Raw genomic sequence first — 26,122 nt, 5'->3', positions numbered from 1 at the left:
CCTCACGGCGTCTTCTGGCGCTCCTCGTCCAGCCGCCGCGCGATGTCCGCCCGCAGCGCCTTCTTGTCGATCTTTCCGAGCTTGGTGGCGGGCAGCGCGTCCACCGTGACCACGCGGTCGGGGAACTTGAAGCGCGCGACCTCCGCCCGCTCCATGGCGTCGTGCACATCGTCCAGCGCGATGTCGCGGTCCGGCTCGGGAACGACGTACAGGCAGACGCGTTCGCCAAGGTCGGCATCCGGCATCGCGACGGCGGCGGCCTGCGTCACGCCGGGCACCCGGTAGGCGAGGTTCTCGATCTCCTCGGCGGAGATGTTCTCCCCCGCCCGGTTGATCATGTCCTTGTCGCGGCCCTCGACGACGAGGTTGCCGTCGGGACGCAGCCGGACGATGTCGCCGGTGCGGTACCAGCCGTCCGGGGTGAAGGCGCGGGCGTTGTGCTCCTCGGCCCGGTAGTAGCCGCGCGGGGTGTAGGGGCCGCGGGTGAGCAGCAGGCCCGGTGTGTCGCCGGGCACGGGACGGCCTGAGTCGTCGACCACCAGGATCTCGTCGGCGGGGCACATCGGACGTCCCTGCGTGGTGCAGATGACGTCGTCGGGATCGTCGAGCCGGGTGTAGTTGAGCAGCCCTTCCGCCATGCCGAAGACCTGCTGGAGGGTGCAGCCGAGCGTCGGCCGGACGCGGAAGGCGACCTCGTCGGCGAGACGCGCGCCTCCGACCTGCAACACGCGCAGCGAGCCGAGGTCGCGGTCCGGGTCGGCGTGCCGGTGGTCGAGCCAGCGCTGGGCGATGGCCGGGACCGCGGCCGTGGCGGTCACCCCCTCGCGCTCGATCGCGGCGAACGCGTCCGCGGGGCGGGGTGATCCCATCACGACCCGGCCACCGCACAGAAGCGTGCCGAGCAGGCCCGGGCAGGCCAGCGCGAAATTGTGGGCGAGCGGCAGTGCCGCGTAGTAGACCGTGTCCGGCCCGAAACCCGACACCTCGGCACTGCGCCTGGCGTTGTAGACGTAGTCGTCGTGGGTGCGGGCGATGAGTTTGGGCAGTCCGGTGGTGCCGCCCGATAGCAGGAACAGCGCCACCGACCGGCTGCCGGGACGATAGGCGTCAACGGTCGTCCGCGGCGCGGAGCCTTCCGGCGGAGAGCACAGCGCGTGCAGGTCCACCGCGCCGGGGGCCGTCGGCTTGCCCAGCACCAGCAGGTGTCTTAGAACCGGATTGTCCCGCTGGATCTCGGCAGCCATCGCCTGGTGGTCGAAGTCCCGGAGGACGTCCGGAACCGCGATCGCGACCGCCTCGGCGTGCTCGGCGAGATAGGCGATCTCATGCCTTCGGTGGCCGGGCAGTGCCATCACGGGGATCACCCCGAGGCGCAGGCAGGCGAAGGTCAGGACGGTGAACTCGATGCTGTTGGGCAGTTGCAGGACGATCCGGTCGTCCGGCCGCAGCCCGAGTTCGGCCAGTCGCACGGCGGCAGCGTCGGCGCGTTCGGCGAGTTCCCGGTACGTCAGCCTGCGCCCGTCCTCGACCAGGGCCACCGCGTCGGGACGGGCGTCGGCGACCGCCAGCAGTTCGTCGCCGATGGTCCGGCCCCGCCAGTAGCCCTCCTCGACGTAACGCCGGGCGGCGTCCTCCGGCCATGGGACGGCATGCTCACGCGTCGGCCTCGGCCGTGCTGATTCAGGCCGCGCTGGTTCAGGCATTGTCGTTCTCCTCTCGGCGGACGACGACGGCGTCGAGGGCGACGAGACCGTCGGAGGTGAGCCGCAGCGGATTGATCTCGATCTCGGCGACGCCGGGGCTCGCGACCAGCGCGCCGGACAGGGCCGCCACCAGCGATCCGAACTCCCGCCGGTCCAGGACGGGGCCGCCGCGCCAGCCGTCCAGCAGCGGGCCGGCCGCCAGGTCGTCCGGCATCGCGGCCGCGTGCGCGGGGGACACCGGCGCGAGCCTGATCGCGACGTCCGCGAGCGCCTCGGCCGCGGTGCCGCCGAGCCCGGCGAGCACGACGGGGCCGAACACCGGGTCCCGGCGGACGCCCACCACCAGATCGACGCCCGCGGGCGCCATGGCCTCGACGAGGACGCGGTCGGCGCCGATGGCGTCGAGGGCGGTGTCGAGGGCGGCCGGGGTCCGGACGTCCAGGTGGACTCCGCCCGCTTCCGTCTTGTGCAGGATCTCGGCGTCGAGCACCTTCACCGCCACCGGTGCACCGAGATCGGCCAGCGCCTGGTGGGCCTCCTGCCGCGAACCGCAGGCGCGGCGTCGCGGAGTGCGGATGCCGAGGGTCTCCAGGAAGGTCTTGGCGGCGTGCTCGTCGAGCGGGCCGGTCGGCAGCGGGCGTCCGGGCACCGGCTCCGTGTCGTGCCGGGCGCGCAGCCGGGCGTCGGCCACCAGCGCCCGGACGGCGTTGGCCGCGGCCGTGGGGGTCGTGACGGCGGGAACGCCGAGCTTGTGCAGCCGGGCCCGTTCCTCGCGCACCTCCTCGTCCGGCCCGCCGACGGCGATCACCGCGGGGATCGCGGACGGCAGATCCGCCGCCTGCGCCGCCGCGACCAGGTCCACGCTGCCCGGCTCCATCAGCGCGTACACCGCGAGCAGGTCGATCTCCGGATCGGCGGCGACCGTCTTCAGCAGCGCGGGGAACGTCTCGCCGGGACGGCCGGTGTCCACCGGGTTGCGCTGGAACGTCAGCGGCGGCAGCAGCCCGCCCAGCTCGGTCCGCGTGCCGGGGGAAAGCTCGGGGACGCGGACACCGGCGGCGCCGACCCGGTCGGCCAGAATCAGTCCGGGCCCGGCCTGGGCGGTGATGATGCCGAGGCCGGGGTCGGCGGCCGGGCGCAGCCGCACCCTCGACAGCACCGTGACCGCGTCGACGAGTTCCCGTTCGTCGTCGACCACGACGGCTCCGGCGTCCCGGACGGCGGCGCGGGTGGTCCGCCACGAGGTGGCGAGGGCGCCGGTGTGGGAGCGGGCGAAGTCCCCGACGTCCGTCCGGCCGACCACCAGGGCCGCGACCGGCTTCACCGCCGTCAGCCGCCGCAGCGCGGCGACCAGGCGCGGCCCGTCCGGAACGGACTCCAGGTGAAGCGCGACCGCCGTGGTCTCCGGGTCGTCCGCGAGATGGTCGAGGACGTCGGCGGCGGTGACGTCCAGGCCCGCGCCGATCCCGACCCCGAGGCTGATCCCGCTGCCGGCGCCGGCGAACTCGAACGACAGGGCATGGTTGACCCCGCCGCTGGCCGCGACGACGGCGACGCCACCGGGCGGCACCAGGGCGGCGCCGGGCACGAAACTCGCCGTCAGGCCCCGGCCGGGTGCGAGGAAACCGGAGGTGTTGGGCCCGAGGAGCCGGACGCCGGTCTCCTCGGCGACCCGCCGCAGCGCACGCTCGGCCTCCTCCCCGGCCGGGCCGATCTCGCCGAAGCCGCCCGCGCAGACCAGGGCGGCGCGGCAGCCGGCCTCGGCGGCCTCGGCGAGCGCGTCCGCGCAGGCCGCCGCCGGAACGCAGAGCACGGCCAGGTCCAGGTCGGCGCCGGTGTGCGCGCGGGCCTGCGCGACGGACGCGAAGACGCCCGCCGCCAGGTCGGGGTTACGGGAGTTGACGAGCGCGCGGGTGCCGGGGAAGGCCGCCAGCGAGCGCGCCATCGCCGCGCCGAGTTTGGCTCCCCGGCGGGAGGCGCCGATCACGGCGATCCCGGACGGGGCGAACAGGGGGGTCAGGTCACCGTTCACGCGGCCCGCCCCCCGGCCGGCGAGCCGACGAGGTCGGCCCGGCCGGACAGCAGCAGCGTCTCGGCACGGTCGTCGTCCAGGGAATCCTCCATGATCAGGGCGGGGACGCCGTGTCCCAGCCGGGCCTGCTCGGCGACCAGCACGCGGGTGAGGGGCGTCCCGCCGTGCACGGCCGCCAACGGGGGCGGCCCGACGTCCACGGCGGCGGCCAGGCGCGCGAACGTGCCGGGCAGATCGGACTCGGTGTCCGGCGCGGCGAGCCACAGCCCGTGGCCGGCCGCCGCCGTGCCGTCCCGCAGGGGCACCCGTGCACCGCCTGGCAGGGTCGCGACGGCGCCGTCCGATGTGGCGTCGATCGTCACCCGGCGTCCGGTGGACGTGTGCGCGCCGACCGTCAGCGGCGAGTCGAGCGGCGTCACGCCGTGCCGCTTCCGCCAGTCGGCCTCGACCTCGGCGACGAAGCCGGGGTCGCGCTGGGCGAGCTTGGACTTCCCGATGCTGCGGGAGAGGAAGTGGAAGGCGAACTGCAGCGGATCGAAGGCGTCGTGATACCGGCCGAAGTGCTCCCACCAGGCCAGGCTCGGGCGCGCCGAGTTCTGGATCTTCTCCACCGGCGGCTTGCGGGCCGCCTCGTAGGCCGCCAGCGCGGATTCGAGGTCGTCGGGGTGCTCAGTGAGGCCGGCGGCCAGCGCGATCGCGTCCTCCATCGCCATCTTCGTGCCCGAGCCCACCGAGAAGTGAGCGGTGTGCACGGCGTCGCCGAGCAGGACGACGTTGCCGGAATGCCAGCGGTGCGCCCGCCGGGTACGGAAGTTGGCCCAGCGCGAGTTGTTCACCAGCAGCCGGCGCCCGCCGACCTGCTCGGCGAACAGGTCCTCCAGGTAGCGCCTGGTCTTCTCGTCGCTCGGGCCGGGCGGGCTCGCGACGTCGAACTCGTCCAGCCCGGCCGCCCGCCAGGTCTCCTCGTCGGTCTCCACGATGAACGTGCTGACGTCCTCGCTGATCGGGTACCCGTGGACGGCGAACACCCCGTGGGGACCGCGCTCGTGGACGAAGGTCAGCCCGTCGAACATGTAGTCGGTGCCGAACCAGATGAACTTCGCGGACGCGACATCGACACGGGGGCGCAGTTCGGCGGCCAGGCTCTCGCGGAAGCGCGAGTTGGCGCCGTCCGCCGCCACGATCAGGTCGTGGCCGGGCAGGTCCTCCGGGCCGGATATCTCCGTGCCGTAGCGCAGGTCGACGCCGACCTCGGTGGCCCGGGCGCGCATGAGGGCGAGCAGCGTCCGGCGGTGGATCGCCGCCATGCCGTTGCCGCCACAGGTGATCCGCTCACCCTTCAGGCGCACCTCGATGGGATCCCAGTGCCGCCCGTGGCCGGCCAGGGCCTCCCGCAGCACCGGGTCGGCCCGGTGGATGTTGGCGAGGGTCGCGTCCGAGAACACCACGCCGAACCCGAAGACGTCGTCCGGCCGGTTGCGCTCGAAGACCGTCACCTCCGCCGACGGGTGGGCCTGCTTGATCAACGTGGCGAAGAAGAGCCCGCCGGGGCCGCCTCCCACGCACGCGATCCTGGAGTCCATGGGGTACCTGCCTCCTGTTGACGATCCCCGTACTGTCATGCCGGCAACCGGCTGCTTCGCCGGACTTTGCCGGGCCTTGGGACGGCCGCCCGGTGCCGGGCGGCCGTCCGCGCGTCAGGCGGGCTGCCGGGCGCCCGCCCGGGACGGCACCGTGCCCGCCGCCTTCTCCTTCGCGGGCAGGAACAGCACCAGGGCGACCCCCAGCGTGGCCGGGATCGCGAAAGCGTAGAAGTTCCATGAGACGTCGACGTCCGCCGCCAGCAGGTAGCCGCCGAAGGTCGGCCCCAGGATGGCGCCGAGGCGCCCGATCCCCAGGGTCCAGCCGAGCGCGGTCGCCCTGATCTCCGCCGGGAAGTGCATGGCCACATAGGCGTTGACCATGATCTGCGTGCCGACCGTGCCGAAGCCCGCGACCGCGACGAGCACGTACATCAGCGGTTCGGCCGTCGCGAAACTGAGCAGCGTGATGGAGACGGCGGCGGTGAGGAACGCGGACGCGGTCACGGGCTTCATGCCCAGCCGGTCCCCGAGAGGCGCGACGAGGACGGTGCCGACCACGGCGCCCCCGTTCATCACGACGAGGAACAGCAGCGAGCTGGACAGCGGGAAGCCCGCGGACTTCATGATCTGGGGCAGCCAGGTGTTGAGGCCGTAGACCAGCAGCAGGCCGAGGAAGCTGGTGAGCGCGAACAGCAGAGTGGGCATCAGGTGACGGCGTTCGAACAGCGCGGTCACGCCGAGCCGCCGGGACGGGACGGCAGCGCCATGGGACGGAGAGCCGGGCCGTTTCGGCTTCTCATGCCGGCCCCGCGCGGCCAGGAAGCTCTCCGACTCCGGCAGCAGCCGCCACAGCACGGGCACGAGCAGCAGCGGGGCGGCGGCCGTCCAGTACATGACGCGGAAGCCGTACTCGGGCATGAGGTTCATGGTCAGCACGGCGGCCAGCACGCCGCCCACCGAGTAACCGGAGAACATGATCGCGTTGTTGAGGCTCCGCCGGTCGGCCCGCGAGTGCTCGGCGGTGAGCGCGACGGCGGTCGGCATGACGCCGCCGAGCCCGAGCCCGGCGATCATCCGGAACAGGCCGAACCAGGTGGGGCTCGGGGCCAGCGCGCAGCCGATCATGGCGAGGGAGAACCAGGCGACGCCGATCATCATGACCTTGCGCCGTCCGATGAGGTCGGTGACGGTGCCCGCGACCAGCGCGCCGACGAGCATTCCGATCAGCGCGTAGCTGCCGATCGCGCCCGCCTCCGTCTTGGTCAGGCCCCAGTCGCGGTACTCCAGCAGGCCGGGGAGGGTGGCGCCGTAGATGATCAGGTCGTAGCCGTCGAAGACGATCACCGCGAAGCACAGTGCCGTGACGGTCAGCTCGGTGCGCCGGGTCGTTCGCGCAGGTGGTGGGCTCATGCCGGCTCAGTCCTCCGGGGCCGGGGATGGGATGCCACGGAGTATGTGTCACTATCTAGACGTCCGTCAAGAGAATGAAATTATGCAAATGAGAAGCGGCTTCGGCCCCTGTCCGTCATCGATCACTTCGGTGACGGCCGCCGAGGGTGGAATAGTCGTGGAGCACGCGCGTCTACAGGAGGAGCCAGCCCGGTGAAGCCCCGGTCCATCGTCTTCGACCTCTTCGGCGACTATGTGCGGTACCGCGGCGGTGCCGCCCGGCTGCGCACGCTCAGCACGCTGATGGGGTGCTTCGACATCGGAGAGAGCACCGTCCGGGTGGTGCTGTCCCGGTTGCGCAAGGAGGGCTGGTTCGACGCGCGGCGCGAGGGCCGGGAGAGCGTCTACGCGCTGAACCCGCGCAGCCTGCGCCTCCTGGACGAGGGCCGCTCGCGGATCTTCGACCGGGTGCGCGACGACTGGGACGGCGACTGGCACATGGTCATCTACTCGGTGCCGGAGACCGACCGCGGCATCCGCGAACGGATCCGCAAGGAGCTGGCCTGGCTCGGGTTCGGCCCGCTGGCCCCGTCGACGTACATCTGCCCGCACGACCGCGTCCAGCAGGTCAGGGAGAAGTTCGCCGACGAGCCGGTCGTGCGGCTCGACACCCTGCGCTGCCGGTCCCGCGGCCTGCCGGTCGACCGGGACATGGCCGCGCGCTGCTGGGACCTGGACGCGCTCAACGAGGACTACCGCGAGCTGATGCGGACGTACCACGGCCGGCTGCCGTCGTACCGCGCCGGCTACCTGAGCCCGAAGGAGGCGCTGATCGAGCGGATGCGGCTGACGTACGACTACCGCAAGTTCCCCTTCCGGGACCCCGACCTGCCGGTCGAGCTGCTACCCGCGGGCTGGGCCGGACGGGACGCGCACGAGATGTTCCTGGAGGCGCACTCCCTGCTCGGCCCTCCGGCGGAGCGCTTCTTCGACGAGGTCGCGGGGTCGTCCGCTCCGGCCGCCTGACCGCCCGCCGGGCCCCCATATGTGCAAGACTCTTGACGGCCGTCCTAGAATTGACACAACTTAGGGTCGAGCGCCAAGGGGGCTGACACCCATGACATCCACCCATCCGAACCCGGTCACGCTCGTCGCGGCCGACGGCGCGGACCAGCCCGTGCGGACGCCGGAGCTGGAGGCGCTGTACCGCGGGTTCGAGTCCGAGCTGCTGATCCCGCTGTGGACGGAGATCGGCGACCTGATGCCGCCGCACCCGCGCTCGAAGGCGCTGCCGCACCTGTGGCGGTGGGACCGGCTGCTCCCGATGGCCGAACGCGCCGGCGAGCTGGTCCCGGTCGGGCGCGGCGGCGAGCGCCGGGCGATCGCGCTCGCCAACCCCGGGCTCGGCGGGCAGCCGTTCGCCACCCCGACGCTGTGGGCCGCGATCCAGTACCTCAACCCCGGTGAGGACGCGCCGGTGCACCGGCACACCCAGAACGCCTTCCGGTTCGTGGTGGAGGGCGAGAGCGTGTGGACGGTCGTGGACGGCGACCCCGTCGCCATGCGGCGCGGCGACTTCCTGCCGCAGGCCGGCTGGCACTGGCACGGCCACCACAACGTCACCGACCGGCCGATGGCCTGGATCGACGGCCTGGACATCCCGTTCCAGTACTTCGCCGGCTCCACGTTCTTCGAGTTCGGCCCGGACGAGGTCGAGACGCGGGACGCGCCCGAACGCTCCCGGTCCGAGCGGCTCTGGGGCCACCCCGGACTGCGCCCGCTCACCCATCTGGAGCCGGCGCCGGCCACGCCGCTGCTCGCCTACCGGTGGGAGCACACCGACCGGGCGCTGTCTGAGCAACTGGCCCTGGAGGCCGAGGGGCACCGGGTCACGGTCGAGCCCGGTCACGCCGCCGTCCGCTACACGAACCCGACGACCGGCGGCGACGTGATGCCGACCGTGCGGGCGGAGTTCCACCGGCTCGCGCCCGGCACGCGGACCGGCCCGGCCCGCGAGGTCGGCTCCTCGGTGTACCAGGTGTTCGAGGGCACCGGCGAGGTGAGCGTGGGCGAGCGCACCTGGACCGCCACGCGCGGCGATCTGTTCGTCGTGCCGTCCTGGCAGCCGCTGACGCTCACCACCGAGCACGGCCTCGACCTGTTCCGCTTCAGCGACACCCCCATCTTCGAGCGGCTGCACCAGCGCCGTGTCCAGACCAGCGCCACCATCCCGGAGAGCACCTCGTGAAGATCGCCACCGTCCGCACCCCCGAGGGAACCCGCGCCGCCCGGCTCGATGAAGACGGGTACGTCCTTCTGGACGCCCCCGACGCGGGCACGCTGCTCGAACGCGAGGACTGGGCCGACGCGGCGGCGTCCGCGAAGGGCGCGCCGCTGAGCCTGGACGCCACCGCGCTCGCACCGGTCGTGCCGCGACCGGGCAAGATCTTTTGCGTCGGGCTCAACTACCGCAAGCACATCCTGGAGATGGGGCGCGACCTGCCCGAGCACCCCACCCTGTTCGCCAAGTTCGCCGACGCCCTGATCGGCCCCGCGGACGACATCCGGCTCGCGCCCGAATCGTCGGCCGTCGACTGGGAGGCCGAGCTCACCGTGGTGATCGGGCGGACCGTCCGGCGCGCGTCCGAGCCGGACGCCGAGGCCGCGATCGCCGGCTTCACCGTGATGAACGACGTCACCATGCGCGACTGGCAGTTCCGCACCAAGGAATGGCTGCAGGGGAAGACCTTCGAGGGCACGACGCCGCTAGGTCCGGTCCTGGTCACCCCGGACGAACTGCCGGGCGGTGTCCGTCCGGCGCTCGACCTCACCTGCCGGGTCAACGGCGAGGTGATGCAGCAGGCGGACACTTCGGAGCTGGTCTTCGACCCGGTTCAGCTCATCCGCTACGCGTCCACGGTCATCACCCTGCGGCCCGGGGACGTCATCGCCACCGGCACCCCGGGCGGGGTCGGCCACGCCCGCAAGCCGCCGCGCTACCTCGCCGACCGCGACGTCGTGATCACCGAGATCGAGGGCATCGGCCGCCTGGAGAACACCGCGAGGACGGCATGACCGCCCGCGCCTGGATGGACCGAGGCACCGAGCTCTTCCTCGGCGCGCTGGACCGGATGACCGACGACGAGCTCGCTGCGCCGACCCCGCTGCCCGGGTGGACGCGCCGACATGTCGTCGCGCACGTGCACGGCAACGCCGAGGCTCTGCGACGCCTGCTGAGCTGGGCGGCCACCGGTGTCGAGAACCGGATGTACGCCGGGCCGGACGAGCGGGCGGAGGAGATCGAGAGGCTGTCGGCGCTGCCCGCGGGCGAACTGCGCGCCCTCGTCCACCGCTCGGCCGGCCTGCTCGCCGCGGACATGGACGCACTGCCGGAAGACGCCTGGAACAACCCGGTGGTGACCGCGCAGGGGCGCACCGTCCCGGCGGCGGAGATTCAGTGGATGCGGTCGAGGGAGGTCTGCATCCACACCGTCGACCTCGACGCCGGCGTGACCTTCGCCGACCTGCCCGACGACTTCAACGCCGCCCTCGTCACCGAGGCCGCCGCCAAGCACGCGAGCACGGGCAACGCCGCCCGGCTCGCCGGATGGCTGACAGGACGCACCGCCACCGCCCCCGAGCTCAAGCCCTGGCTCTGACCAGCTCAGGAAGCGCCTGTGCGGGCGAGGATGCGGCGGCGCGCCCGATGGGTGCGCTTCTCGGCCTCTCCCTCCGGGACGCCCTTCGGGGCGGCACGCACCTCGATGCGTCCGTCCTGGATCCGCGTCTCGTAGCAGGGCTGCGGCGCGCTGGCCGGGCCGCGCACGATGCCGCCATCGGTGAACCGGAACGTGCTGCCGTGCCACGGGCACACGACGCAGCCGTCTTCGAACGTGCCCTCGCCCAGCGGGCCGCCCATGTGACTGCAGGTCGCGTCCAGGGCGTACACCTTGCCGGACATCCGGTGGAGCAGGATCTGGACGCCGCCCGCTTCCACCGTGCGGTGGTCGCCGTCGGCCAGGTCGCCTTCCGCCAGTGTCGGCGTCCACTCCTCCGGCCCGTGTTCCCAGGCGGTGCGGTTGACGTTGACACCCCTGGCGAACGACAGGTGACCGCCGAGGTAGGCGCTCAGCGACAGCACACCGAAGCCGACGAACCCCAGCACCTTGCCCCTCCGGCGGTTGCCCCGGATGCGTTCGACGAGCGACGCCGTGTACAGGCCCAGCGCCGTGACGTTGCCCGCGGCGTGGACCAGCCCGACCCGGCTCTCCGCCCCCATCGTGTCGGACCAGTCGTTCAGCCCTGTGACGGCGGTGGGCACGGCGGCCGCCACGCCGGCCGTCACCAGCAGATCGGCCGCCTGTTCGGACTCGGATCCCCCCACGGAGTCCAGCAGCGCGGCCATGGTCCACGCGCCGATCGGCACGTCGGTGAGCGCCGGGTGCAGCGGATGCCCCTGAAAGGTCCCGCTCAGCAGATTGCGGACGAGACGCGGCCGTACCGCCCGCTGGACCACCTTGCTCACCGGCTCGGCGGCCCCGTCGAGCGCCTCCGCCCCCTCCAGCCGACGAACCATCTTCTGCCGCATGCTCATCCCGGCCTCCCCAAGGCACGACTTCACTAGTCCGCTCCCTATCCCCCGCGCATCCCCCAAAACACCCGCCCCTTCGACACGGGCTCGGGAGCGCACTTTCCGGGGTCCGCGCGGGGGACCGATTAGTGCTCGGCTCTGCCCAGGTCAGTACAGGCGACACCTCGACCCGACACAGAGGACGACATGGCACTCGACCTTTTCGCCGGCATCCCCGTCACCGACTACTCAGCGGCGTTGCCGTGGTACGAGCGATTCTTCGGCGGGCGGCCGTCGTTCCTGCCGAACGACATCGAGGCGGTGTGGGAGGTCGCCGAACACCGGTACGTCTACATCGTGCAGGACCCGGAACGGGCGGGAAACGCGCTGGTGCTCTCGTTCGTCGACGATCTCGGCGACCGGGTCGCCGAGATCGCCCGCCGGGGCATCGAGCCCGCGAAGCGCGAAACGTACGACAACGGCGTGGCCAAGGTGACCTATCGCGACGCGGAGGGCAACGAGATCAGCTTCGGCGGGAGCTCATGACCTCCATGATCCGCATGAACCCGGACGTGCCGTGCCCCCGCTCGACGACGCGACGCGCCATGTCCTCGACCGCGCGCATCACGCGCGCGTCGATGCCATGGGCTTCCGAGGTGTCGATGATGTGATCGATGGTCGACAGGGCGGAGGTGATCGGGTTGGCCTCGCCGGAGAACCCGCCGCCGTCCACGTCCGCCGCGAACTGCTCGAAGATCGGCGGAAGGATGGCGCCGATGCCCTTGGCGAACGGCGCCAGCTCGGCCGCGCTGACCCCCTCGGCACCGGCCACGGCCAGCGCGTGCGCATAACCCGCCATCGCGGTCCAGAAGATGTCGAGCAACGCGATGTCGTAGGCGGCCGCCCGGCCGACGTCCTCGCCAAGGTGGGTGTGGGCACCCCCCAGGGCTTCCAGCACCGGCCGATGCTCCCGGTACAGCTCCTCCGGACCGCTGTAGAGGAACACCGCGTCCGGCGTTCCGATGGTGGTGGTCGGTGTCATGATCGCGCCGTCCAGGTACCCGACACCGTGCTCGTCCGCCCAGGCCGCGGTGGTCCGGGCCCGTGCGGGGACGTCGGCGCTCAGATTCACGACCGTGCGCCCCTTGAGCGCGTCGGTGACCGCGCCGCGCCGCACGACGGCGTCCACCGCATCGGAGTTCACCACGCAGACCACGGTCAACGCGCTCGCGGCGACCGCCTCTTCCGGCGATCGGGCCTCGGCCGCGCCCCGCGCGACCAGGTCGCCGCCCCTGCCCGGCGTCCGGTTCCAGACGGTGGTCCGCACTCCGGCGTCCAGGAAGGCGCCGGCCAGGGCCCGGCCCATCGGTCCCAGGCCGAGCACGGTGACGGCAGACTGTTCGGTGTGTGAGGACATGACTCAACTCCTGCATGAATGTCGGCACATGTAGTGAATGGGGATGGAAGATGACGCGCAGCCGCGCTCAGGATCCGAATGTCTGCGGAGTGACCGCCGCCGTCGCCGTGATCGACGGCAAGTGGAAGACGATCCTGCTGTGGCTGCTGGAGTCGCGTCCGCACCGTCCCGGTGAACTGCGGCGGCGGCTGCCCGGCCTCACCGAGAAGGTGCTGACTCAGACCCTCAGGGAGATGGAGGGCGACGGGCTCGTCCATCGCGAGGTGCACGATGAACGTCCGCTGAAGACCGTGTACTCGCTGACCGCGTTCGGTCGCGACCTGTCCGAGGCATTGGCGCCGCTCTCCGAATGGGGCCACCGCCGCCTGGAGAGACTGGCCGAATCCGAACCGGCCTCCTGAAACACCGTCACGCCTCCGTCTCGCCTGCCTCCGGGGGTCGTCCGACCGCCCATGACCAAGCTTCAGGCCACCGTTTCCCGCCCACAAGTACCCACAAAAAGGTGGCTATCGCTCACGGGAGTGTCGGTCGGCGGCGTTAGGTTGCGGTGCCATGGTCGAGACGGTGAACGTTCCGGGCGAGTGGCGTGAGCACATCCATCCGAGGCACGGCGGCACGGCCGGGCCGAAGGTCGTCCTGGACGAAGACGCGGCGCGGAAGGCCCGCGAATGGGAGCGTGCGGCCTGGCCGGTCGCCGAGGAGATGCTGAAGCACGAGCGCACCGTCCCCGAGATCGGCCGGGCCGTGCGGGCATGGGCGGACGGTGAGCCCGACCCGGTGGGCGCGGCGGCCGTCGCCGCGGTCGCGCTGGAGCACCTTGAGGGCATCGACGGTGCGGCCTTCCTGGACGCCTGGGTGCTGGACCGCGGGCTCGCCTTCGCCGCCTGCGCGGTCACCGAGGCGTCCTCGATCGCGCTCGGGCCGGCGCCGCGGCCGGTGACGGCGAGCGCCGACGGCGTCATCCGGCTCGTCGCCTACTCCGATCCGTCCGGCGGATGGCGCGGCGAGATCCGGCGCTCCACCTCCGAAGACCACTTCGGCGTGAACCGGTGGATCGCCGTGGACGCGGTGGTCAAGCGGCTCCGCACGCTGCTGGCGGCGGCCCCCGAGGCCGAGTACCGCGACGCCGTCGCGCGCCTGTCCGCACACCGGGGTGACGCCCTCAGGCGCCGCACGGCGTCCTACCTCGTCCCCACCGAGACGGCCTGGATGGACGAGTCGGTGGGCGACTCCTTCGATACGAGAGTCCTCGACCTTGAACACGTGCTCTGCTCACTGTCCAGCGCCGCGCACGTCGCCAGGGTCGGCTGGACGCCGGACGTGACCCCGGCCATGATCGGAACGCTGCTCGACGGGCTGGGAGCGGACGCTCTCCCGCTGCTCAACCGGGCGCTCAGGTTCGCCTCCGACGATGCCGCCGAGGCGCGCACGATCGTGAAGGCCCTCCTGGAGATCGCCGACGAGGGAGTCTTCCTCTTCCTGCTCGACCACATGGGTGAACCGGGGATGCCCGCCGCCCTGCAGGAGGCGGCCGAACGGCACCCGGCGCATGCGCTCCGAGTGTTGGTGCCGTTGGCGGGCGACGACACGACCCGGGGTCTGCAGGCGGCCGGAGTTCTGCGCGGGCTGCTGTACAGGGACCCCGGCCTGGCCGAGGCGCTGCCGCCGGGGGCCGTCGAGGCGCTGCTGCCGCGACCGGCCGTCCCGGACGGCGACGACCTGCCCGATGTTCTCGCGGGCAAGCCCTCCCGCAGCGCGAAGGCGAACTGGGCCGACCCGGCGCTGCTTCCGCAGATCCGCACGCGTGGCCGCGACAGGGCCCTGCCCGCAAACGCGACGAAGCGCCTGCTGACCCTGCTCGCCACAAAGGCGCCCGAGGTCGCGGACGTCCGCGAGTTCTGCGACCGGCACTCGCTGGCCGAGTTCTCCTGGGCGCTGTTCCAGCGCTGGCACGCGCTCGGCGCGCCCAGCCGGCACAACTGGGCGCTGGCGCAGCTCGGCCTGATCGGCGACGACACCACCGTGCGGCGGCTCAGCCCGCTGATCAGGCTGTGGCCGGGCGAGGGCCGCACCGGCCGCGCCGCCGCCGCGCTCGACGTCCTCGCCCGGATCGGCTCCGACGTCGCCCTCACCCACCTGTTCGAGCTGACCCGGCGGGGCAGGTACAAGGGGCTCAAGGCGAGGGCGGCCCGCAAGATCGACGAGATCGCCGCCGCGCGTGGCATCACCCCAGACGCCCTCGCCGACCGCGCCGTCCCGGACTTCGGCCTGGACGAAGAGGGCACCCTCGTCCTCGACTACGGCCCGCGCAGGTTCACCGTGACCTTCGACGAGCAGCTCGTTCCGCTGGTCGTGGAGCCGAAGGGCAAGATCCGCAAGAGCGCGCCCAAGCCCGGCCCCAAGGACGATCCCGCCCTCGCCCCGGCCGCGCACGCCCTGTTCACCGGCCTCAAGAAGGACCTGCGGACGATCGCCGACCAGGAGATCAAGCGCCTCGAACTGGCCATGACCACCCGGCGCGGCTGGACGCCCGACGACTTCCGCACCCTGTTCGTCACCCATCCGCTGCTGGGGCACATAGCCCGCAGGCTGGTGTGGATCACCGATACCGGTACGGCCTTCCGCGTCGCAGAGGACCGCACCTATGCCGACATCAACGACGACGCATTCGTTCCGGCGCCCGGCGCTCGCATCAGCATCGCCCACCCGATCCTGCTGGACGACGCCCTCGACGCCTGGGCGGAGCTGTTCGCCGACTACGAGATCCTGCAGCCGTTCGAGCAGCTCGGGCGGCCCGTCTACCGGCTCACCGGCGACGAGCGCGCCGCGCACCGGCTCGCCCGGGTCGAAGGACTCGTGCTGTCCTACGGCAAGGCCAAGGGCCATTCGCAGGGACGCTGGGAGTCCCTGGACGCCAACGGCGATTTCGCCGGCGGGTGGCTGGCCCGGCGCGACCCCGCCGGCCTGTACGTCGTCGCCGACCTGAGCCCCGGCCTCTACTACTACATGTACGGCGAGGGCGAGGACCAGAAGATCAACACCCTGTGGGCGGGCCCGGCCCCGGCCAACGCGCCGCAGGACACGGTGCCGCTCGGCCAGGTAGATCCGGTCACGATGAGCGAAGCCGTTCACGACCTCGTCCGGAGCGCCTCCTAACTGCTGAAACAGGCGTAGACGCCGGTCGTTCGGTAAGGAAGGGAGATGGACCCGACCGGAGTTCCACAGTTCCAGGGAGAAGACATGTCCTCTCGAATGAACCCGTATCTCACGTTCAACGGCGACGCTCGCCAGGCGATGGAGTTCTACGCGGACGTGTTCGGCGGCACCCCGGCCTTCAACACCTTCGCCGAGTTCGGCGGCTCGGACTCGGCGGACGCCGATCGGATCATGCACGGGATGCTGGAGACCGACGCGGGCTACACCATCATGGCCGGAGACGTCACCGCTGACATGCAGTTCGAGCCCATGGCGGGCTCGTCGATCAGCCTCAGCGGCGACGACGCCGACGTCCTGCGGGGCTACTGGGAGAAGCTGTCCGCGGAGGGGACCGTCAACATGCCCCTGGAGAAGCAGGTCTGGGGCGACGAGTTCGGCATGTGCGTCGACAGGTTCGGCGTACCGTGGATGGTCAACATCAGCAGCAGACAGGCCTAGGACGGGCAGGTGGACGGGTGACGGCGGCCGGCTCGTGGCGCGACCGGGTGCTCGCTCACTCCTACGAACTGGTGGTTGCACGGCTGACCAAGGCCCAGCGGAAAGAACTCGCCGCAGAGCGATGAATCCGCGGGGCGCGGACGGTACACATCCCGACCGGTGAGGGTCGGCCCCCACAGGAGCCGACCCGGTTCGAGGAGGGATGTTCACGATGAACAGCAATGAGACGGCCGTCCGCGAGGTGCTCGGACGGCTCTACAAGGCGTGGGCCGACGGCGACGCCGACGCGTTCGCCGACCTCTACGTCGAGGACGCGACCGTGGTGATGCCCGGCGTGTTCCACCAGGGGCGCACGGCGGTGCGCGACTTCATGGCCGCGGCGTTCACCGGCCCGCTGAAGGGCTCCAGGGGCGTGGACGAGCCGCAGAGCATCCGCGTGAACGGCGACACCGCCGTCATCGTCAGCAAAGCGGGCATCATCATGGCCGGGGAGCAGGATCTTCCTGCCGAACGCGAGCGAGTCGCCACCTGGGTGCTGTCGCGGCGGGACGGCCGGTGGCTCGTCTCCGCCTACGCCAACGCACCCGCCGCCTGACCGGAGGTTCCCCGAGATGGACGAGGACTTCGATTCCCACCGCCGCGAGCTTCTGGTGCACTGCTACCGGATGGTCGGCTCGGTGCACGAGGCGGAGGACCTCGTCCAGGAGACGATGCTGCGCGCCTGGCGGGCCCGGGACCGCTACGACGAGCGTCTGGCGTCCGTCCGCACCTGGCTCTACAGGATCGCGACGAACGTGTGCCTGACGGCGCTGCGGGGGCGGGCCAGGCGTCCGCTCCCGTCCGGGCTCGGCGCGCCGAGCGACGACCCGGACGCGCCGCTCGCCCCGGCGTTCGACGTGCCGTGGCTGCAGCCGTTCCCGGACGCGCTGCTGGACGACCCGGCGTCGCGGGTCGTCCGGCGCGGCAGCATGCGCCTCGCGCTGGTCGCGGCGATGCAGGCGCTGCCGCCCCGGCAGCGGGCCGTGCTCATCCTGCGGGACGTCCTGGAGTTCAGCGCCGCCGAGGTCGCGGGACTGCTGGAGACGTCGCCGGCCGCGGTGAACAGCGCCCTTCAGCGCGCGCGGGCGGGGCTGTCCGGCGTCGCCCCGGAGGAGGAGATCGCCGAGCCGGACGACGCCGCCGTCGCCGCCGTCCTGGACCGCTACATCGCCTCCTTCGAAGCCGGCGACGTCGACGGCCTGGTGGACCTCCTGACCGACGACGCCGTCCTGGAGATGCCGCCCGTCCCGCTCTGGTACCTCGGCCGGCGCGACTACGGGCGGTTCATGGCGCGCATCTTCGCGGCGCGCGGCACCGGCTGGCGGGCGGTCCCGACGTCCGCCAACCGGCAGCCGGCCCTCGCCGCGTACCACCTGTCAGACGGCGCGTACCGCCTCCACACCTTGCAGATCCTGACCGTGACCCCGAAGGGCGTCGCGCGCAATGTCGTCTTCCAGGACGCACGGGTGTTCGCCGCGTTCGATCTGCCGGAGACTCTCGGCTGAAGCCGGAGACGGGTTTCGGTTGTGGGCAATTGAATCGGAGGCGAACGTAGACTGGACGGCATGACGGGGACGGCCGACGACCTTTTGAAGCTGGACGCGCAGGTCTGCTTCGCGCTGCACGCGACCTCGCGGGCGTTCGACGCGCTCTACCGCACGGAGCTGCGCGCCCTCGGGCTGACCTATCCGCAGTATCTGGCCATGCTCGTGCTCTGGGAGACGGACGGCCTCACGGTCAAGCGTCTCGGCGAACGTCTCCGCCTCGACTCTGGAACCCTGTCCCCGCTGCTCAAGCGCATGGAGGCCGGTGGCCTGGTGGAGCGCCGCCGGAGCCGGGAGGACGAGCGGTCCGTCTCGGTCCACCTGACCGAGCAGGGCGCCGCGCTCCGGACGCGGGCGCTGGACGTCCCCCGGCACATGCTCGCCTCGACCGGCCTCAGCCCCCACGAGCTGGCCGACCTGCGCCGAACCCTGCAGCGCGTGACCGAACACCTGGACGCGGCGACCGGTTCCGCGGCCTAGCGTCCGCGCGGTCAGCCCTGGTCAGTGGTGGCCCAGTGGCGAAGGATGTGCGGAGCGAGGTCGGCTGCACGCTCGTGCGGGAAGAAGAGCTTGCCGCCCGCGATCTCGACCGGGTCTCCTGCGCCAGGGATGGTGTCGTGCAGCCAGTGCGCCCACTTCAGGTCGAAGAAGTCGTCGTCGGTCGCCCAGGCGATCAGCGTGGGGACGAGCAGGGCGCGCAGAGCGGGCTCGGCGGCGAGCAGGTCGTCCGGTCCGAGTCCGGCGATCAGCTGCTGGAATCGCGTGGCGGCGGCCGGGGTGCCCATGACCGGCTGGAGGAACGCGTCTACCAGCTCCGCGCTCAAGAACTGGGGGTCCTGGTACCCCGTGGCGAAGATCGCCCGGGCGGCGGCGGGGTCGGAGAGAACCGCCGGAGCGGCCGGCGCCAGCTGACCGGTGCGCGCCGCCTCGACGGTCGCGGCCATCGCGGCCGGCGGGATGTTGTCGCGTGTCTCGCAGTTGGTCAGGGTCAGCGTGCGGAGCAGTTCGGGGTGGCGGGCGGCGAACACCTGGGCGATCGCACCTCCGGTGTCGTGAGCGACCAGGTCGACCTGGTCGAGATGAAGGCTCTCGCACACCTCGGCGAGGGTGTCGGCGAACGCACCCACCGTGAGCCGGTGTCCGGACGCGGCCGGGCTCTGCCCGTGGAGCGGCAGGTCGATGGCGACACAGCGCCGCGTGTCGGCGAGCAACGGAATCAGGTTGTGCCACAGGTAGGCGCTGGTGGCGACCCCGTGCACGAACAGGGCCGCCGGCCCGGTGCCGATCTCGACGTAGCTCACCTCGCCGGCCTGGGTGCGGACGGTGTGGCGGTGTTCGTCGAACCCGGTCAGGAACATGGCTGCCTCCGTGATCGTAGAGTGAACGCGGGGAACATCAAGAAACCGACTGTCGGTCTAGAAGTTAGAGACCGACTGTCGGTTTGTCAATGGAGGTGCGTGTGGATCGACGCGTTGGACGAGGGCAGGCGACCCGGCGTCACTTGGTCGAGGTGGCCACGGAACTGTTCGCCGACCGCGGCTACGAGGGCACCTCGATCGAAGCCGTCCTGGAGCGGGCCGGGGTGAGTCGCGGATCCCTCTACCACCACTTCCCGGGCAAGGATCGCCTGTTCGAGGCGGTGGTGGAGGCGGTACATGCGCAGGTCGGTGAAGCCACGCTCGCGGCCGCCGGCGCAAGCGGGGCGACCGAGGCCCACGATCTTCTCAAGGCGGCCGAGCTGGCCTGGATCCGGCTCGCCGGCGACGCGGTCGTACGCCGGATCCTGCTGATCGACGCGCCGACCGTGCTGGGCTGGCGTCGCTGGCGCGACATCGAAGAGCAGTACAGCCTGGGCATGCTCAAGGCCGTCCTCCAGGAGGCCGCCACCGCCGGTCGCGTGCCGGCGCGACTCGTCGAACCGTTCGCGCACATCCTGCTGGCCGCCGGCAACGAGATGGCGCTGGTCATCGCCTTGGCCGACGACGTACCGGCCGCCCAGGCGGCTGCCGAGGCCGCCGTCGAGGAGTTCCTCACCCGCCTGTTGCGACCGGCCGATTCAGAGAACACCGGCCCGGTCGCCGAACCCGACGGCGGTGACCCGCAGCGCTGAGAAGGCCGACCTCCTGGACGCGGCGACCGGCTCCGCCGCCTACCGTCCGCGCGCGGCGCGTTCCGCGGCCGCGTGCCACCAGCCCGGAGGGGACGGGCCGACGACCTTCGAGGTGGGCTGGTCCGGATGCAGCCCGAGGCGGCGAAGGGCCTCGTCCCGGACGTTGATGCTGTACCAGCCGTGCCAACGCCCGTCGGGGCCCGGCCCGCAGGCCAGTCCTATGGTGACGTCGTCGTTTTCGAACGGCATCCAGTCGATGCCGCGATCACGCAGTCAACCACGCAGGGCGGCCGAGGGCCGCAGGCTGCCCGGAACGTTCTCGTACGCCACGACGGTCGTCCACCGATCCATACGACCATGATGCCGCAGACGCGGGCACGTGGGCGAGGGCGGGGAGTGAGGTGGGACCGTGCCACAACACCCACGTGGGTCTCTGCCGAGTCGGTGTCTCGCGATTCGGCGGTCATGGGAGTGGAGTCGCGGGGGTCAGATGAAGGCAAGTGGTCAGGAGCCATCGGAGGACGCGCCGGGGCTGCCTGCCGCGGTCACTGCGGCGCGGGGTGGCGGGCTTCGCGGTCGTCCAGCTGCCGTCTGTACGGCGGGTGGACGGTTGGCGTGTGCACGGCTCGGGTTCGGTGCGGGGTTGCGCGTGGGGCAGGGCGGCGCGGAGGCGGCGGGCCAGGTCGTCGGCCGTTCTGGCCTCGACCAGGCGGTCCGGGAGGAGCGCCCACAGCGATCCGCTGAATTCGCCGTGCCAGATGCAGATGCCGGGGAAGGTGCGGCGTAAGTCGTCAAGAGCCCGGTCGATGTCGAGGTCCAGCTCTAGACGGCCTGCCGAACGCGCGGCGGGTGGTAGCGCCGACGCTAAGTGGGCATGCGCCGGTCGGTGGTGCCACGACTCGGGAGTGCGGGTCATCGGGATGTGCAGGTGGCCCATACGATCTTCCCCTTCTCGTTGAGCGGCCGGACGCCCCAGTCGTGGACGAGTTGCTCCATCAGCAGCAGTCCGCGCCCGCTCTCGGCGTCGTCGTCCTCGCCCCGGACGGTGAGGTCGCCCGCACCCTCGTCCCAGACCTCGATCACGGCCAGGTCGTCGCACTTGTCTGGGAGGACGCGGACGACGATGTGCCCGAATCCCACGTGCTTGTACGCGTTGGTCACCAGTTCGCTGACCACGACCCGGCCGACGAAGTCGTCGGTGATCCCGAGGTCGCGGAACCGCTCGGTGAGGTAACGGCGCGCCAGCGAGGGCGCCTGGTCGGACGGCTCCAGCACCAGGGCCGGTGCTTCGGGCGCGAGAAGTGCTGCGGGCATCGGTGAACCCCTCCAGCCTGGACGGCGGCTGATCTCGAACGGGGCCAACCCGCCAAACCGGAAGATCCCGCCGCTATCACCCTGAGTAATCGAACGAGCACCATCAGGCCACAGATGGACGTACGCTCTCAGGAGACTTCGAGAACACTCTCAATCGGGTTGCAACCACTAGCACCCAGGTTGCGTCCCTCGAAAGGAAGATCGCTATGGCCTCCACCATCGAGAACCGCAGGCGCACACCGGAGTTGAAGTCATTCGGCGCAGTGGTCAGGAGGTTGCGCGAGGCGGCAGGGCTCAAGCAGGTTGAACTGGCCGCCCTGGCGAACGTGTCCCGCGCATACATCGGACATGTCGAACTCGGCAAGACTCGATGCCGCCTCGACTTCGCCAGGCGCCTCGACAAGGCACTACGGGCTGACGGCGAGATCCTCAAAGCATGGAACCAGTTGTTGGAATCGATCAAGTCCGTCAAGTACGCCGCCTATTTCGTCAATTTCCCGAAGGCCGAGTCAACGGCCAAGCTGATCCGCGCCTACGAGACGCACATCGTCAATGGCCTGTTCCAGACACAGGCATACGCAAAGGTAATAATCAAAGACCCAGATATTTTCAATACGAGAATGAACAGACAGAAGCAGGTCATGAGCGATCCTGCTCCGAAGATATTCGTAGTCCTTGAGGAGAGCGTTCTCCACCGGCAGGTCGGCACGCGGGAGACCATGCGCGAGCAGCTCGAATACTTGCTGGAACTGTCTGAGCAACCCGGCATCCGGCTTCAAATACTCCCGACTGCCTACGTGGAGGACGCGCGAGCCGCCTTCACTATCGCCACCCAAGCGGACCGCAGTGACGCTGCATACCTCGTAACCGGAATGGGAGGGGTGACCAGCGCAGACCCGGACGATCTTGCCAACTTGCACGAAAGGTTCGCTAGTCTTCCGGCAGAGGCTCTCAATGTGAGAGGCTCCCGAGCGCTCATCAGAAGGGTGGTCGAAGAGAGATGGACCTGAGCACGGTGGTATGGCGCAAGGCATCACGCAGCACGGCAGAGGGTGACAACTGTGTCGAGGTTGCCGGGGTGTCGAAAATCGTGGCGCTCCGCGATAGCAAGGACCCCAACGGCCCTAAAATCACCATGAGCCGCAATGATTTCCTGCACTTCACCAAGGCACTCAAGAACCTCTGAACCCATGTGATATCGAGGGCACTGGTCAGGAAGTTGATAGATCAGAGATGGATCTGAGCAAGGTGGTATGGCGCAAGGCATCACGCAGCACGGTTCAGAATGACAACTGTGTCGAGGTTGCCGGGGTGCGAGACGTTGTGGCATTCCGTGACAGCAGGGATCCTGAAGGCCCGCAACTTGTGGTGAGCCGCGGAGAGTTCCAGCGCTTCGCGCAGGCGCTCAAGAACCTCTGACGGACGTAGCGCGGCGGACGATCCGAAGCCCGCTTGTGCCCCAGGGGCCAGGGCCCGGCCACAGGCTGGGCCTCACAACCGCCCGTTGAGGATGGCGCGAACGCGGGCGACACACCGCGGATGGCCTGCCGGGCCGGGTCCGCCGGATCGGGCGGCACCGTCACGAACGCTGACCCGTAGGCCGGCGCCGCCCGGTGGCCGGCTGCCCGGCATTCATGTCCGCCTGCCAGGCCTTCCACTCCGCCGACTCACCCCGAAGTGTCGCCATCGGCATCGCTGCGGCGGTACCCCTCCACAGCCGGCACCTACGCCGGCTTCCAGCAGCGGCAGCCAGTTGGACACCGACCGCCGGGCCGGGAGCGGCCAGCCAGATCCCTTGCCATATCTATCGAATATCAATAGATTATTATTGTAAATCGATCGAAGGGGAATCATGGGAGAGCTGACAGTGCGTGCGCTGCGCGTCGTGCTCACAGGGGTGCTCGCCAGCACCGTGTTCGTACAGGCAGTGCTGCTGTGGGCATTGGTCAGCGGGAACGACCCGGAGGACGGGTCGCTCCCGCTGACCCCGCTCCGCGTGATCGTGCTCCTGGGTGTCGTGACGGCCCAGGTCGTCGTGGTCTGCGTATGGCGGCTGGTGACGATGGTGCGACGCGGAACCGTGTTCTCCCACGCCGCCTTCCGGTACGTGGACGTCGTGATCGGCGCGATCGCGGCAGCCGCCCTCTTGTGGTTCGCGCTCACGGCCCTCCTGGCACCAGAGCATCAGGACAACCCGGGTATAACCGTCATCATGGGCGGGATCGGCATGACAGTCCTGGGGGGCGCGCTCATCGTGCTCGTACTGCGGATGCTGCTCGCCCAGGCCGTCGCACGCGACGTCGAAGCGACGCAGATGCAGGCCGCGTTGGACGAAGTGATCTGATGCCGATCACCGTCGACATCGACGTGATGCTGGCCAAGCGGAAGCTGTCGGTGGGCGAACTCGCGGACCGCATCGGGATCACCCCCGCCAACCTGGCGGTACTCAAGAACGGCCGCGCCAAGGCGGTGCGCTTCACCACACTCGCCGCGCTCTGCGAGGCGCTCGACTGCCAGCCGGGAGACCTGCTGCGCTATGAGGCCAAGGACACCGCGGACGGGAGACATCAGCCGTCGGCAACGGTGGCCAAGGCCGAAGTGGAAGACCGACCCTAGACGCTTGAAATCATAGGATGTGCGACATCCACGGGTCGGGATCAAGCCCACCCCGCTGTGGGAGGACGAAGTGTGGGTGGTGGTGGACTCGACCCCGGTGGAGTGCGGCCGGTCTCGGCAGACCGCGCGCCGCAGCGCGCTGGCCGGGTGGGCCGAGTACGGTTACTGCGCGTCGCATTCGCGGTTCTTCTGGGGGCTGCGGCCGGGCGTTCGAGCAGGCCCTCACCGACGGTGACCTCAGCCTCCTCCGCCAAGCCCGCAAGGGCGAACCCAGCCCACCCGCCCGTTCCCTGACCGCCTACGATCACTGAGCGCAACAACACCCTGGACGATCCTGACTCCGCGCGACACCGCTGGTCCGATGCTCTGACCGGACCACGTGCGCCGATCTGCGGGCCGCTGGACGCCGGCGACCACAGGGCGCTGATCCCGACCGGCCAGGTACCCGGCCCCCTCGTGCAGGCCGCGATCGATCGCGTCGTGTGCGATACCTGGCCGGTCGAGGACGCCGGCATTCGGGGCACGGCGGCAACGCGTACTCGCAGTGATCGATCGATCCTGGACGAAGATGTCCCGGTGGAGGCGGCGGGCAAGGCCGCCTCCACCGGGACACTAGTCAGCCCTCCGGGCCTTTGTCAGCCGCCCTGCTCGACGGCCTTCTGGGCCTTCTCGACCGCGGCATCGGCCGCGGCAAGGGCGTTGCTCGCGGACTGCACCGCGGTCGGTGAGACCGCGCTGGGGTTCGACGCGTCGCTGCGCGCGGCGTCCAGCCTTTCCTTCTGCTCCGCCTGGCCGGCCTTGGCCGCCGCGAGCTGCTCTTGCGGCGTGAGCTCGTAGCTCATGCTTCCTCCTGGGCTCTTGATTGGGTTTGAGTGTGCATGTGCATTGATGACTCTGGCCGTGATTAGGCGTTTGTCAAGCCATTCACCGGCTGACGTCAATGAGTCAAGCTGCCTGTCTTCTGTTCCTGTTCGCGCTGGCGGTCCGGGGCCGTCGGTGAGGTGTCCGACCGCCCTGTAATTCTCGTGGTTGAGCTTTCGACGGGTCAGGGGCGGTCGCCTGGTTCGTTGACGATGCCTACGGCCACGCGGACCTCGATGAACTGGAGGGTTCCGCGCTTCACTACGGTCTTCTTGCCGTCGTCTCCCTCATGGGCGTGGTCCTGGACGGTGATGGAGCGCTCGCCGAGGTAGCGGTACGTCTTCAGGTCGAGGAGCACCTCGTCCCGCAGCCAGCCCTCCCTGCCGATCAGGCCGAGGGTGATCGCCGGGCGTCCGGCCGCGTCGACGGTTCCGCCGGTCGCCGTCACGCCGGGGATCAGCTTGATCGCCTGGAAGATCGCCGCCTCCGTCTTCGGCGGGTGGACGCTGCCGGCGAGGACCGTCACCAACGTGTGGAACGCCGGCTCGTAGCCGGACTCGGGGGTGCCGCCGACCTTGCGCAGGAGTGCGTGCGGGTCGGTGGGCAGGGGGTCGAATCTGGCCACGCGGGGGGCCGTCTCGGTCCCGGGTGACTTGGTCAGCTTGCCGTCCTCGTAGGCGGCGTACTCGTTCTTGCCGTCCAGGCGCCGCCACAGCTCCCAGCTGCGCGTCTTGTAAGGGCCTCCGGTGGCGATCCCGGACGGCACGGCCGGGGCCGTCATCCTGACCTTGGTGTAGACCCACTGTTGGGGGCCGGGCGCGGTGTAGGGGCGGGACTTCGCCGCGGCGGCGGCCCGGTCGAGCACCAGGGCCGCCTGGGCGACCGAACCCAAATGGGGGATCACCTGGCGGGGACGTCCGTCGTCGTCGTGGCCCACGAGCGTCACCCCGGCGACGGACGCGATCGCGGCCGCCGTGCCGACCGCCGCGATTCGGAAGGCCAGGCGAGGCGGCCTGAGCCGGGGACGCGCGGCCTCCTGGGGCGGTGCCGCCGTGATCTCGTCCATCAGCCGCCGTGCCGCGGGCCTGCCTGCCTGTCCGGCGAGTGCGTCGTCATGGACGCGGGCCAGGGAACGGACCAGGTTGTCGGTCGGGTGCGTCTGCATCTCAGCTGCCTCCGTTCACGGTCAGCGGCGCGGTGGTGAATCCGATCGCGTGGAGCCTGCGGGACAGGCGTTTGCGGGCCCTGTGGAGCCGGACGCGGGCGGCGCCGGTCGAGCAGCCGAGCACG

The 26,122-nt window shown here is 70.8% G+C and carries 29 protein-coding genes and 1 pseudogene; 18 read left to right on the top strand and 12 right to left on the bottom strand.

What is annotated here, in order from left to right; genetic code table 11:
- Positions 1-2: 2 nt before the first annotated feature.
- The 4 genes from ACQPZP_RS01190 to ACQPZP_RS01175 form a co-directional block, all read right to left on the bottom strand.
- Positions 3-1,703, bottom strand: a complete 1,701-nt coding sequence (locus ACQPZP_RS01190) for a (2,3-dihydroxybenzoyl)adenylate synthase (RefSeq protein ID WP_433475753.1) — start codon at positions 1,701-1,703, stop codon at positions 3-5.
- Entirely contained in the window at positions 1,696-3,735 is a 2,040-nt protein-coding gene (locus ACQPZP_RS01185; RefSeq protein ID WP_433475752.1) for an acetate--CoA ligase family protein, read from the bottom strand. The genes ACQPZP_RS01190 and ACQPZP_RS01185 overlap by 8 nt, the downstream gene beginning before the upstream one ends.
- Positions 3,732-5,318 carry an FAD-dependent monooxygenase gene (locus ACQPZP_RS01180; protein WP_433475751.1) on the bottom strand — a complete coding sequence of 529 codons (1,587 nt, stop codon included), beginning with the start codon at positions 5,316-5,318 and terminating at the stop codon, positions 3,732-3,734. Before ACQPZP_RS01180 ends, ACQPZP_RS01185 begins: the two co-directional genes overlap by 4 nt.
- Before the next feature lie 114 nt (positions 5,319-5,432).
- Positions 5,433-6,728: an MFS transporter gene (locus tag ACQPZP_RS01175; protein ID WP_433475750.1), complete on the bottom strand. Its 1,296-nt coding sequence runs from the start codon at positions 6,726-6,728 to the stop codon at positions 5,433-5,435.
- Positions 6,729-6,920: 192 nt separating this feature from the next.
- Here ACQPZP_RS01175 and ACQPZP_RS01170 point away from each other — a divergent pair, with 192 nt between their 5' ends.
- From ACQPZP_RS01170 to ACQPZP_RS01155, 4 genes are all read left to right on the top strand, one after another.
- Positions 6,921-7,733, top strand: coding sequence for a PaaX family transcriptional regulator (locus ACQPZP_RS01170; RefSeq protein WP_433465782.1), 813 nt, complete (start codon positions 6,921-6,923; stop codon positions 7,731-7,733).
- A gap of 91 nt (positions 7,734-7,824) precedes the next feature.
- Positions 7,825-8,955, top strand: a complete 1,131-nt coding sequence (locus ACQPZP_RS01165; protein ID WP_433475749.1) for a cupin domain-containing protein — start codon at positions 7,825-7,827, stop codon at positions 8,953-8,955.
- A complete protein-coding gene (locus tag ACQPZP_RS01160; protein WP_433475748.1) occupies positions 8,952-9,782 on the top strand; it encodes a fumarylacetoacetate hydrolase family protein in 831 nt (276 codons plus the stop codon). Before ACQPZP_RS01165 ends, ACQPZP_RS01160 begins: the two co-directional genes overlap by 4 nt.
- On the top strand, positions 9,779-10,366 hold the full coding sequence (locus tag ACQPZP_RS01155; protein ID WP_433475747.1) for a maleylpyruvate isomerase family mycothiol-dependent enzyme: 588 nt from the start codon (positions 9,779-9,781) through the stop codon (positions 10,364-10,366). Before ACQPZP_RS01160 ends, ACQPZP_RS01155 begins: the two co-directional genes overlap by 4 nt.
- Before the next feature lie 5 nt (positions 10,367-10,371).
- Here ACQPZP_RS01155 and ACQPZP_RS01150 read toward each other — a convergent pair whose 3' ends face one another.
- Complete coding sequence (locus tag ACQPZP_RS01150) at positions 10,372-11,301, bottom strand: Rieske 2Fe-2S domain-containing protein (RefSeq protein WP_433475746.1); 930 nt, start codon at positions 11,299-11,301, stop codon at positions 10,372-10,374.
- Between the two features lie 183 nt (positions 11,302-11,484).
- On the opposite strand from ACQPZP_RS01150, the gene ACQPZP_RS01145 reads away from it, so the two are divergent.
- Positions 11,485-11,823 carry a VOC family protein gene (locus tag ACQPZP_RS01145; RefSeq protein WP_433475745.1) on the top strand — a complete coding sequence of 113 codons (339 nt, stop codon included), beginning with the start codon at positions 11,485-11,487 and terminating at the stop codon, positions 11,821-11,823.
- Here the strand turns inward: ACQPZP_RS01145 and ACQPZP_RS01140 are convergent.
- Positions 11,801-12,694: an NAD(P)-dependent oxidoreductase gene (locus ACQPZP_RS01140; protein ID WP_433475744.1), complete on the bottom strand. Its 894-nt coding sequence runs from the start codon at positions 12,692-12,694 to the stop codon at positions 11,801-11,803. The two genes, ACQPZP_RS01145 and ACQPZP_RS01140, sit on opposite strands and share 23 nt — an antisense overlap.
- A gap of 50 nt (positions 12,695-12,744) precedes the next feature.
- On the opposite strand from ACQPZP_RS01140, the gene ACQPZP_RS01135 reads away from it, so the two are divergent.
- The 6 genes from ACQPZP_RS01135 (at position 12,745) to ACQPZP_RS01110 (ending at position 18,411) form a co-directional block, all read left to right on the top strand.
- Positions 12,745-13,095 (top strand): winged helix-turn-helix transcriptional regulator, encoded by a 351-nt coding sequence (locus ACQPZP_RS01135; RefSeq protein ID WP_433475743.1) that lies wholly within the window; start codon positions 12,745-12,747, stop codon positions 13,093-13,095.
- A 151-nt stretch (positions 13,096-13,246) separates the two neighbouring features.
- A complete protein-coding gene (locus ACQPZP_RS01130) occupies positions 13,247-15,850 on the top strand; it encodes a DUF4132 domain-containing protein (RefSeq protein WP_433475742.1) in 2,604 nt (867 codons plus the stop codon).
- Between the two features lie 84 nt (positions 15,851-15,934).
- Positions 15,935-16,348, top strand: a complete 414-nt coding sequence (locus ACQPZP_RS01125; protein WP_433475741.1) for a VOC family protein — start codon at positions 15,935-15,937, stop codon at positions 16,346-16,348.
- Positions 16,349-16,559: 211 nt separating this feature from the next.
- Positions 16,560-16,943, top strand: coding sequence for an SgcJ/EcaC family oxidoreductase (locus ACQPZP_RS01120; RefSeq protein ID WP_433475740.1), 384 nt, complete (start codon positions 16,560-16,562; stop codon positions 16,941-16,943).
- Positions 16,852-17,892 (top strand): sigma-70 family RNA polymerase sigma factor, encoded by a 1,041-nt coding sequence (locus ACQPZP_RS01115; RefSeq protein WP_433479533.1) that lies wholly within the window; start codon positions 16,852-16,854, stop codon positions 17,890-17,892. Before ACQPZP_RS01120 ends, ACQPZP_RS01115 begins: the two co-directional genes overlap by 92 nt.
- 60 nt (positions 17,893-17,952) lie before the next feature.
- Positions 17,953-18,411: a MarR family winged helix-turn-helix transcriptional regulator gene (locus tag ACQPZP_RS01110; protein WP_433475739.1), complete on the top strand. Its 459-nt coding sequence runs from the start codon at positions 17,953-17,955 to the stop codon at positions 18,409-18,411.
- 11 nt (positions 18,412-18,422) lie between these two features.
- On the opposite strand, the gene ACQPZP_RS01105 is transcribed toward ACQPZP_RS01110, so the two are convergent.
- Entirely contained in the window at positions 18,423-19,289 is an 867-nt protein-coding gene (locus ACQPZP_RS01105) for an alpha/beta fold hydrolase (RefSeq protein WP_433475738.1), read from the bottom strand.
- Positions 19,290-19,441: 152 nt separating this feature from the next.
- Between ACQPZP_RS01105 and ACQPZP_RS01100 the strand changes: the two genes are divergently transcribed.
- Positions 19,442-20,041: a TetR family transcriptional regulator gene (locus ACQPZP_RS01100; protein WP_433475737.1), complete on the top strand. Its 600-nt coding sequence runs from the start codon at positions 19,442-19,444 to the stop codon at positions 20,039-20,041.
- 39 nt (positions 20,042-20,080) lie between these two features.
- Here ACQPZP_RS01100 and ACQPZP_RS01095 read toward each other — a convergent pair whose 3' ends face one another.
- The gene (locus tag ACQPZP_RS01095) at positions 20,081-20,290 is read right to left on the bottom strand and encodes a hypothetical protein (protein WP_433475736.1); all 210 of its coding nucleotides are present in this window, start codon (positions 20,288-20,290) and stop codon (positions 20,081-20,083) included.
- Positions 20,291-20,953: 663 nt separating this feature from the next.
- Positions 20,954-21,355, bottom strand: coding sequence for an ATP-binding protein (locus tag ACQPZP_RS01090; RefSeq protein WP_433475735.1), 402 nt, complete (start codon positions 21,353-21,355; stop codon positions 20,954-20,956).
- Positions 21,356-21,561: 206 nt separating this feature from the next.
- Between ACQPZP_RS01090 and ACQPZP_RS01085 the strand changes: the two genes are divergently transcribed.
- The 6 genes and pseudogenes from ACQPZP_RS01085 to ACQPZP_RS01060 form a co-directional block, all read left to right on the top strand.
- On the top strand, positions 21,562-22,365 hold the full coding sequence (locus ACQPZP_RS01085) for a helix-turn-helix domain-containing protein (protein WP_433475734.1): 804 nt from the start codon (positions 21,562-21,564) through the stop codon (positions 22,363-22,365).
- On the top strand, positions 22,356-22,541 hold the full coding sequence (locus ACQPZP_RS01080; protein WP_433475733.1) for a DUF397 domain-containing protein: 186 nt from the start codon (positions 22,356-22,358) through the stop codon (positions 22,539-22,541). The genes ACQPZP_RS01085 and ACQPZP_RS01080 overlap by 10 nt, the downstream gene beginning before the upstream one ends.
- Positions 22,542-22,588: 47 nt before the next feature.
- Complete coding sequence (locus tag ACQPZP_RS01075; protein WP_433475732.1) at positions 22,589-22,774, top strand: DUF397 domain-containing protein; 186 nt, start codon at positions 22,589-22,591, stop codon at positions 22,772-22,774.
- A 433-nt stretch (positions 22,775-23,207) separates the two neighbouring features.
- Positions 23,208-23,699: a DUF2975 domain-containing protein gene (locus tag ACQPZP_RS01070; RefSeq protein ID WP_433475731.1), complete on the top strand. Its 492-nt coding sequence runs from the start codon at positions 23,208-23,210 to the stop codon at positions 23,697-23,699.
- Entirely contained in the window at positions 23,699-23,971 is a 273-nt protein-coding gene (locus tag ACQPZP_RS01065) for a helix-turn-helix domain-containing protein (protein ID WP_433475730.1), read from the top strand. The genes ACQPZP_RS01070 and ACQPZP_RS01065 overlap by 1 nt, the downstream gene beginning before the upstream one ends.
- Positions 23,972-24,020: 49 nt before the next feature.
- Positions 24,021-24,173, top strand: a pseudogene (locus ACQPZP_RS01060) (IS982 family transposase); the annotation flags it as partial.
- A gap of 433 nt (positions 24,174-24,606) precedes the next feature.
- Here the strand turns inward: ACQPZP_RS01060 and ACQPZP_RS01055 are convergent.
- From ACQPZP_RS01055 to ACQPZP_RS01045, 3 genes are all read right to left on the bottom strand, one after another.
- Entirely contained in the window at positions 24,607-24,813 is a 207-nt protein-coding gene (locus ACQPZP_RS01055) for a hypothetical protein (protein ID WP_433475729.1), read from the bottom strand.
- Between the two features lie 203 nt (positions 24,814-25,016).
- Positions 25,017-25,997 carry a CU044_5270 family protein gene (locus ACQPZP_RS01050; RefSeq protein ID WP_433475728.1) on the bottom strand — a complete coding sequence of 327 codons (981 nt, stop codon included), beginning with the start codon at positions 25,995-25,997 and terminating at the stop codon, positions 25,017-25,019.
- Between the two features lies 1 nt (position 25,998).
- The gene (locus ACQPZP_RS01045; RefSeq protein WP_433475727.1) at positions 25,999-26,121 is read right to left on the bottom strand and encodes a hypothetical protein; all 123 of its coding nucleotides are present in this window, start codon (positions 26,119-26,121) and stop codon (positions 25,999-26,001) included.
- Between the last annotated feature and the right edge of the window lies 1 nt (position 26,122).

It is taken from the genome of Spirillospora sp. CA-142024 (assembly GCF_050942325.1).
In the GTDB taxonomy this organism is placed as follows: domain Bacteria; phylum Actinomycetota; class Actinomycetes; order Streptosporangiales; family Streptosporangiaceae; genus Spirillospora.
Note: the sequence above shows the minus strand (reverse complement) of the source record. Positions and strands in the feature narration are given on the sequence as shown.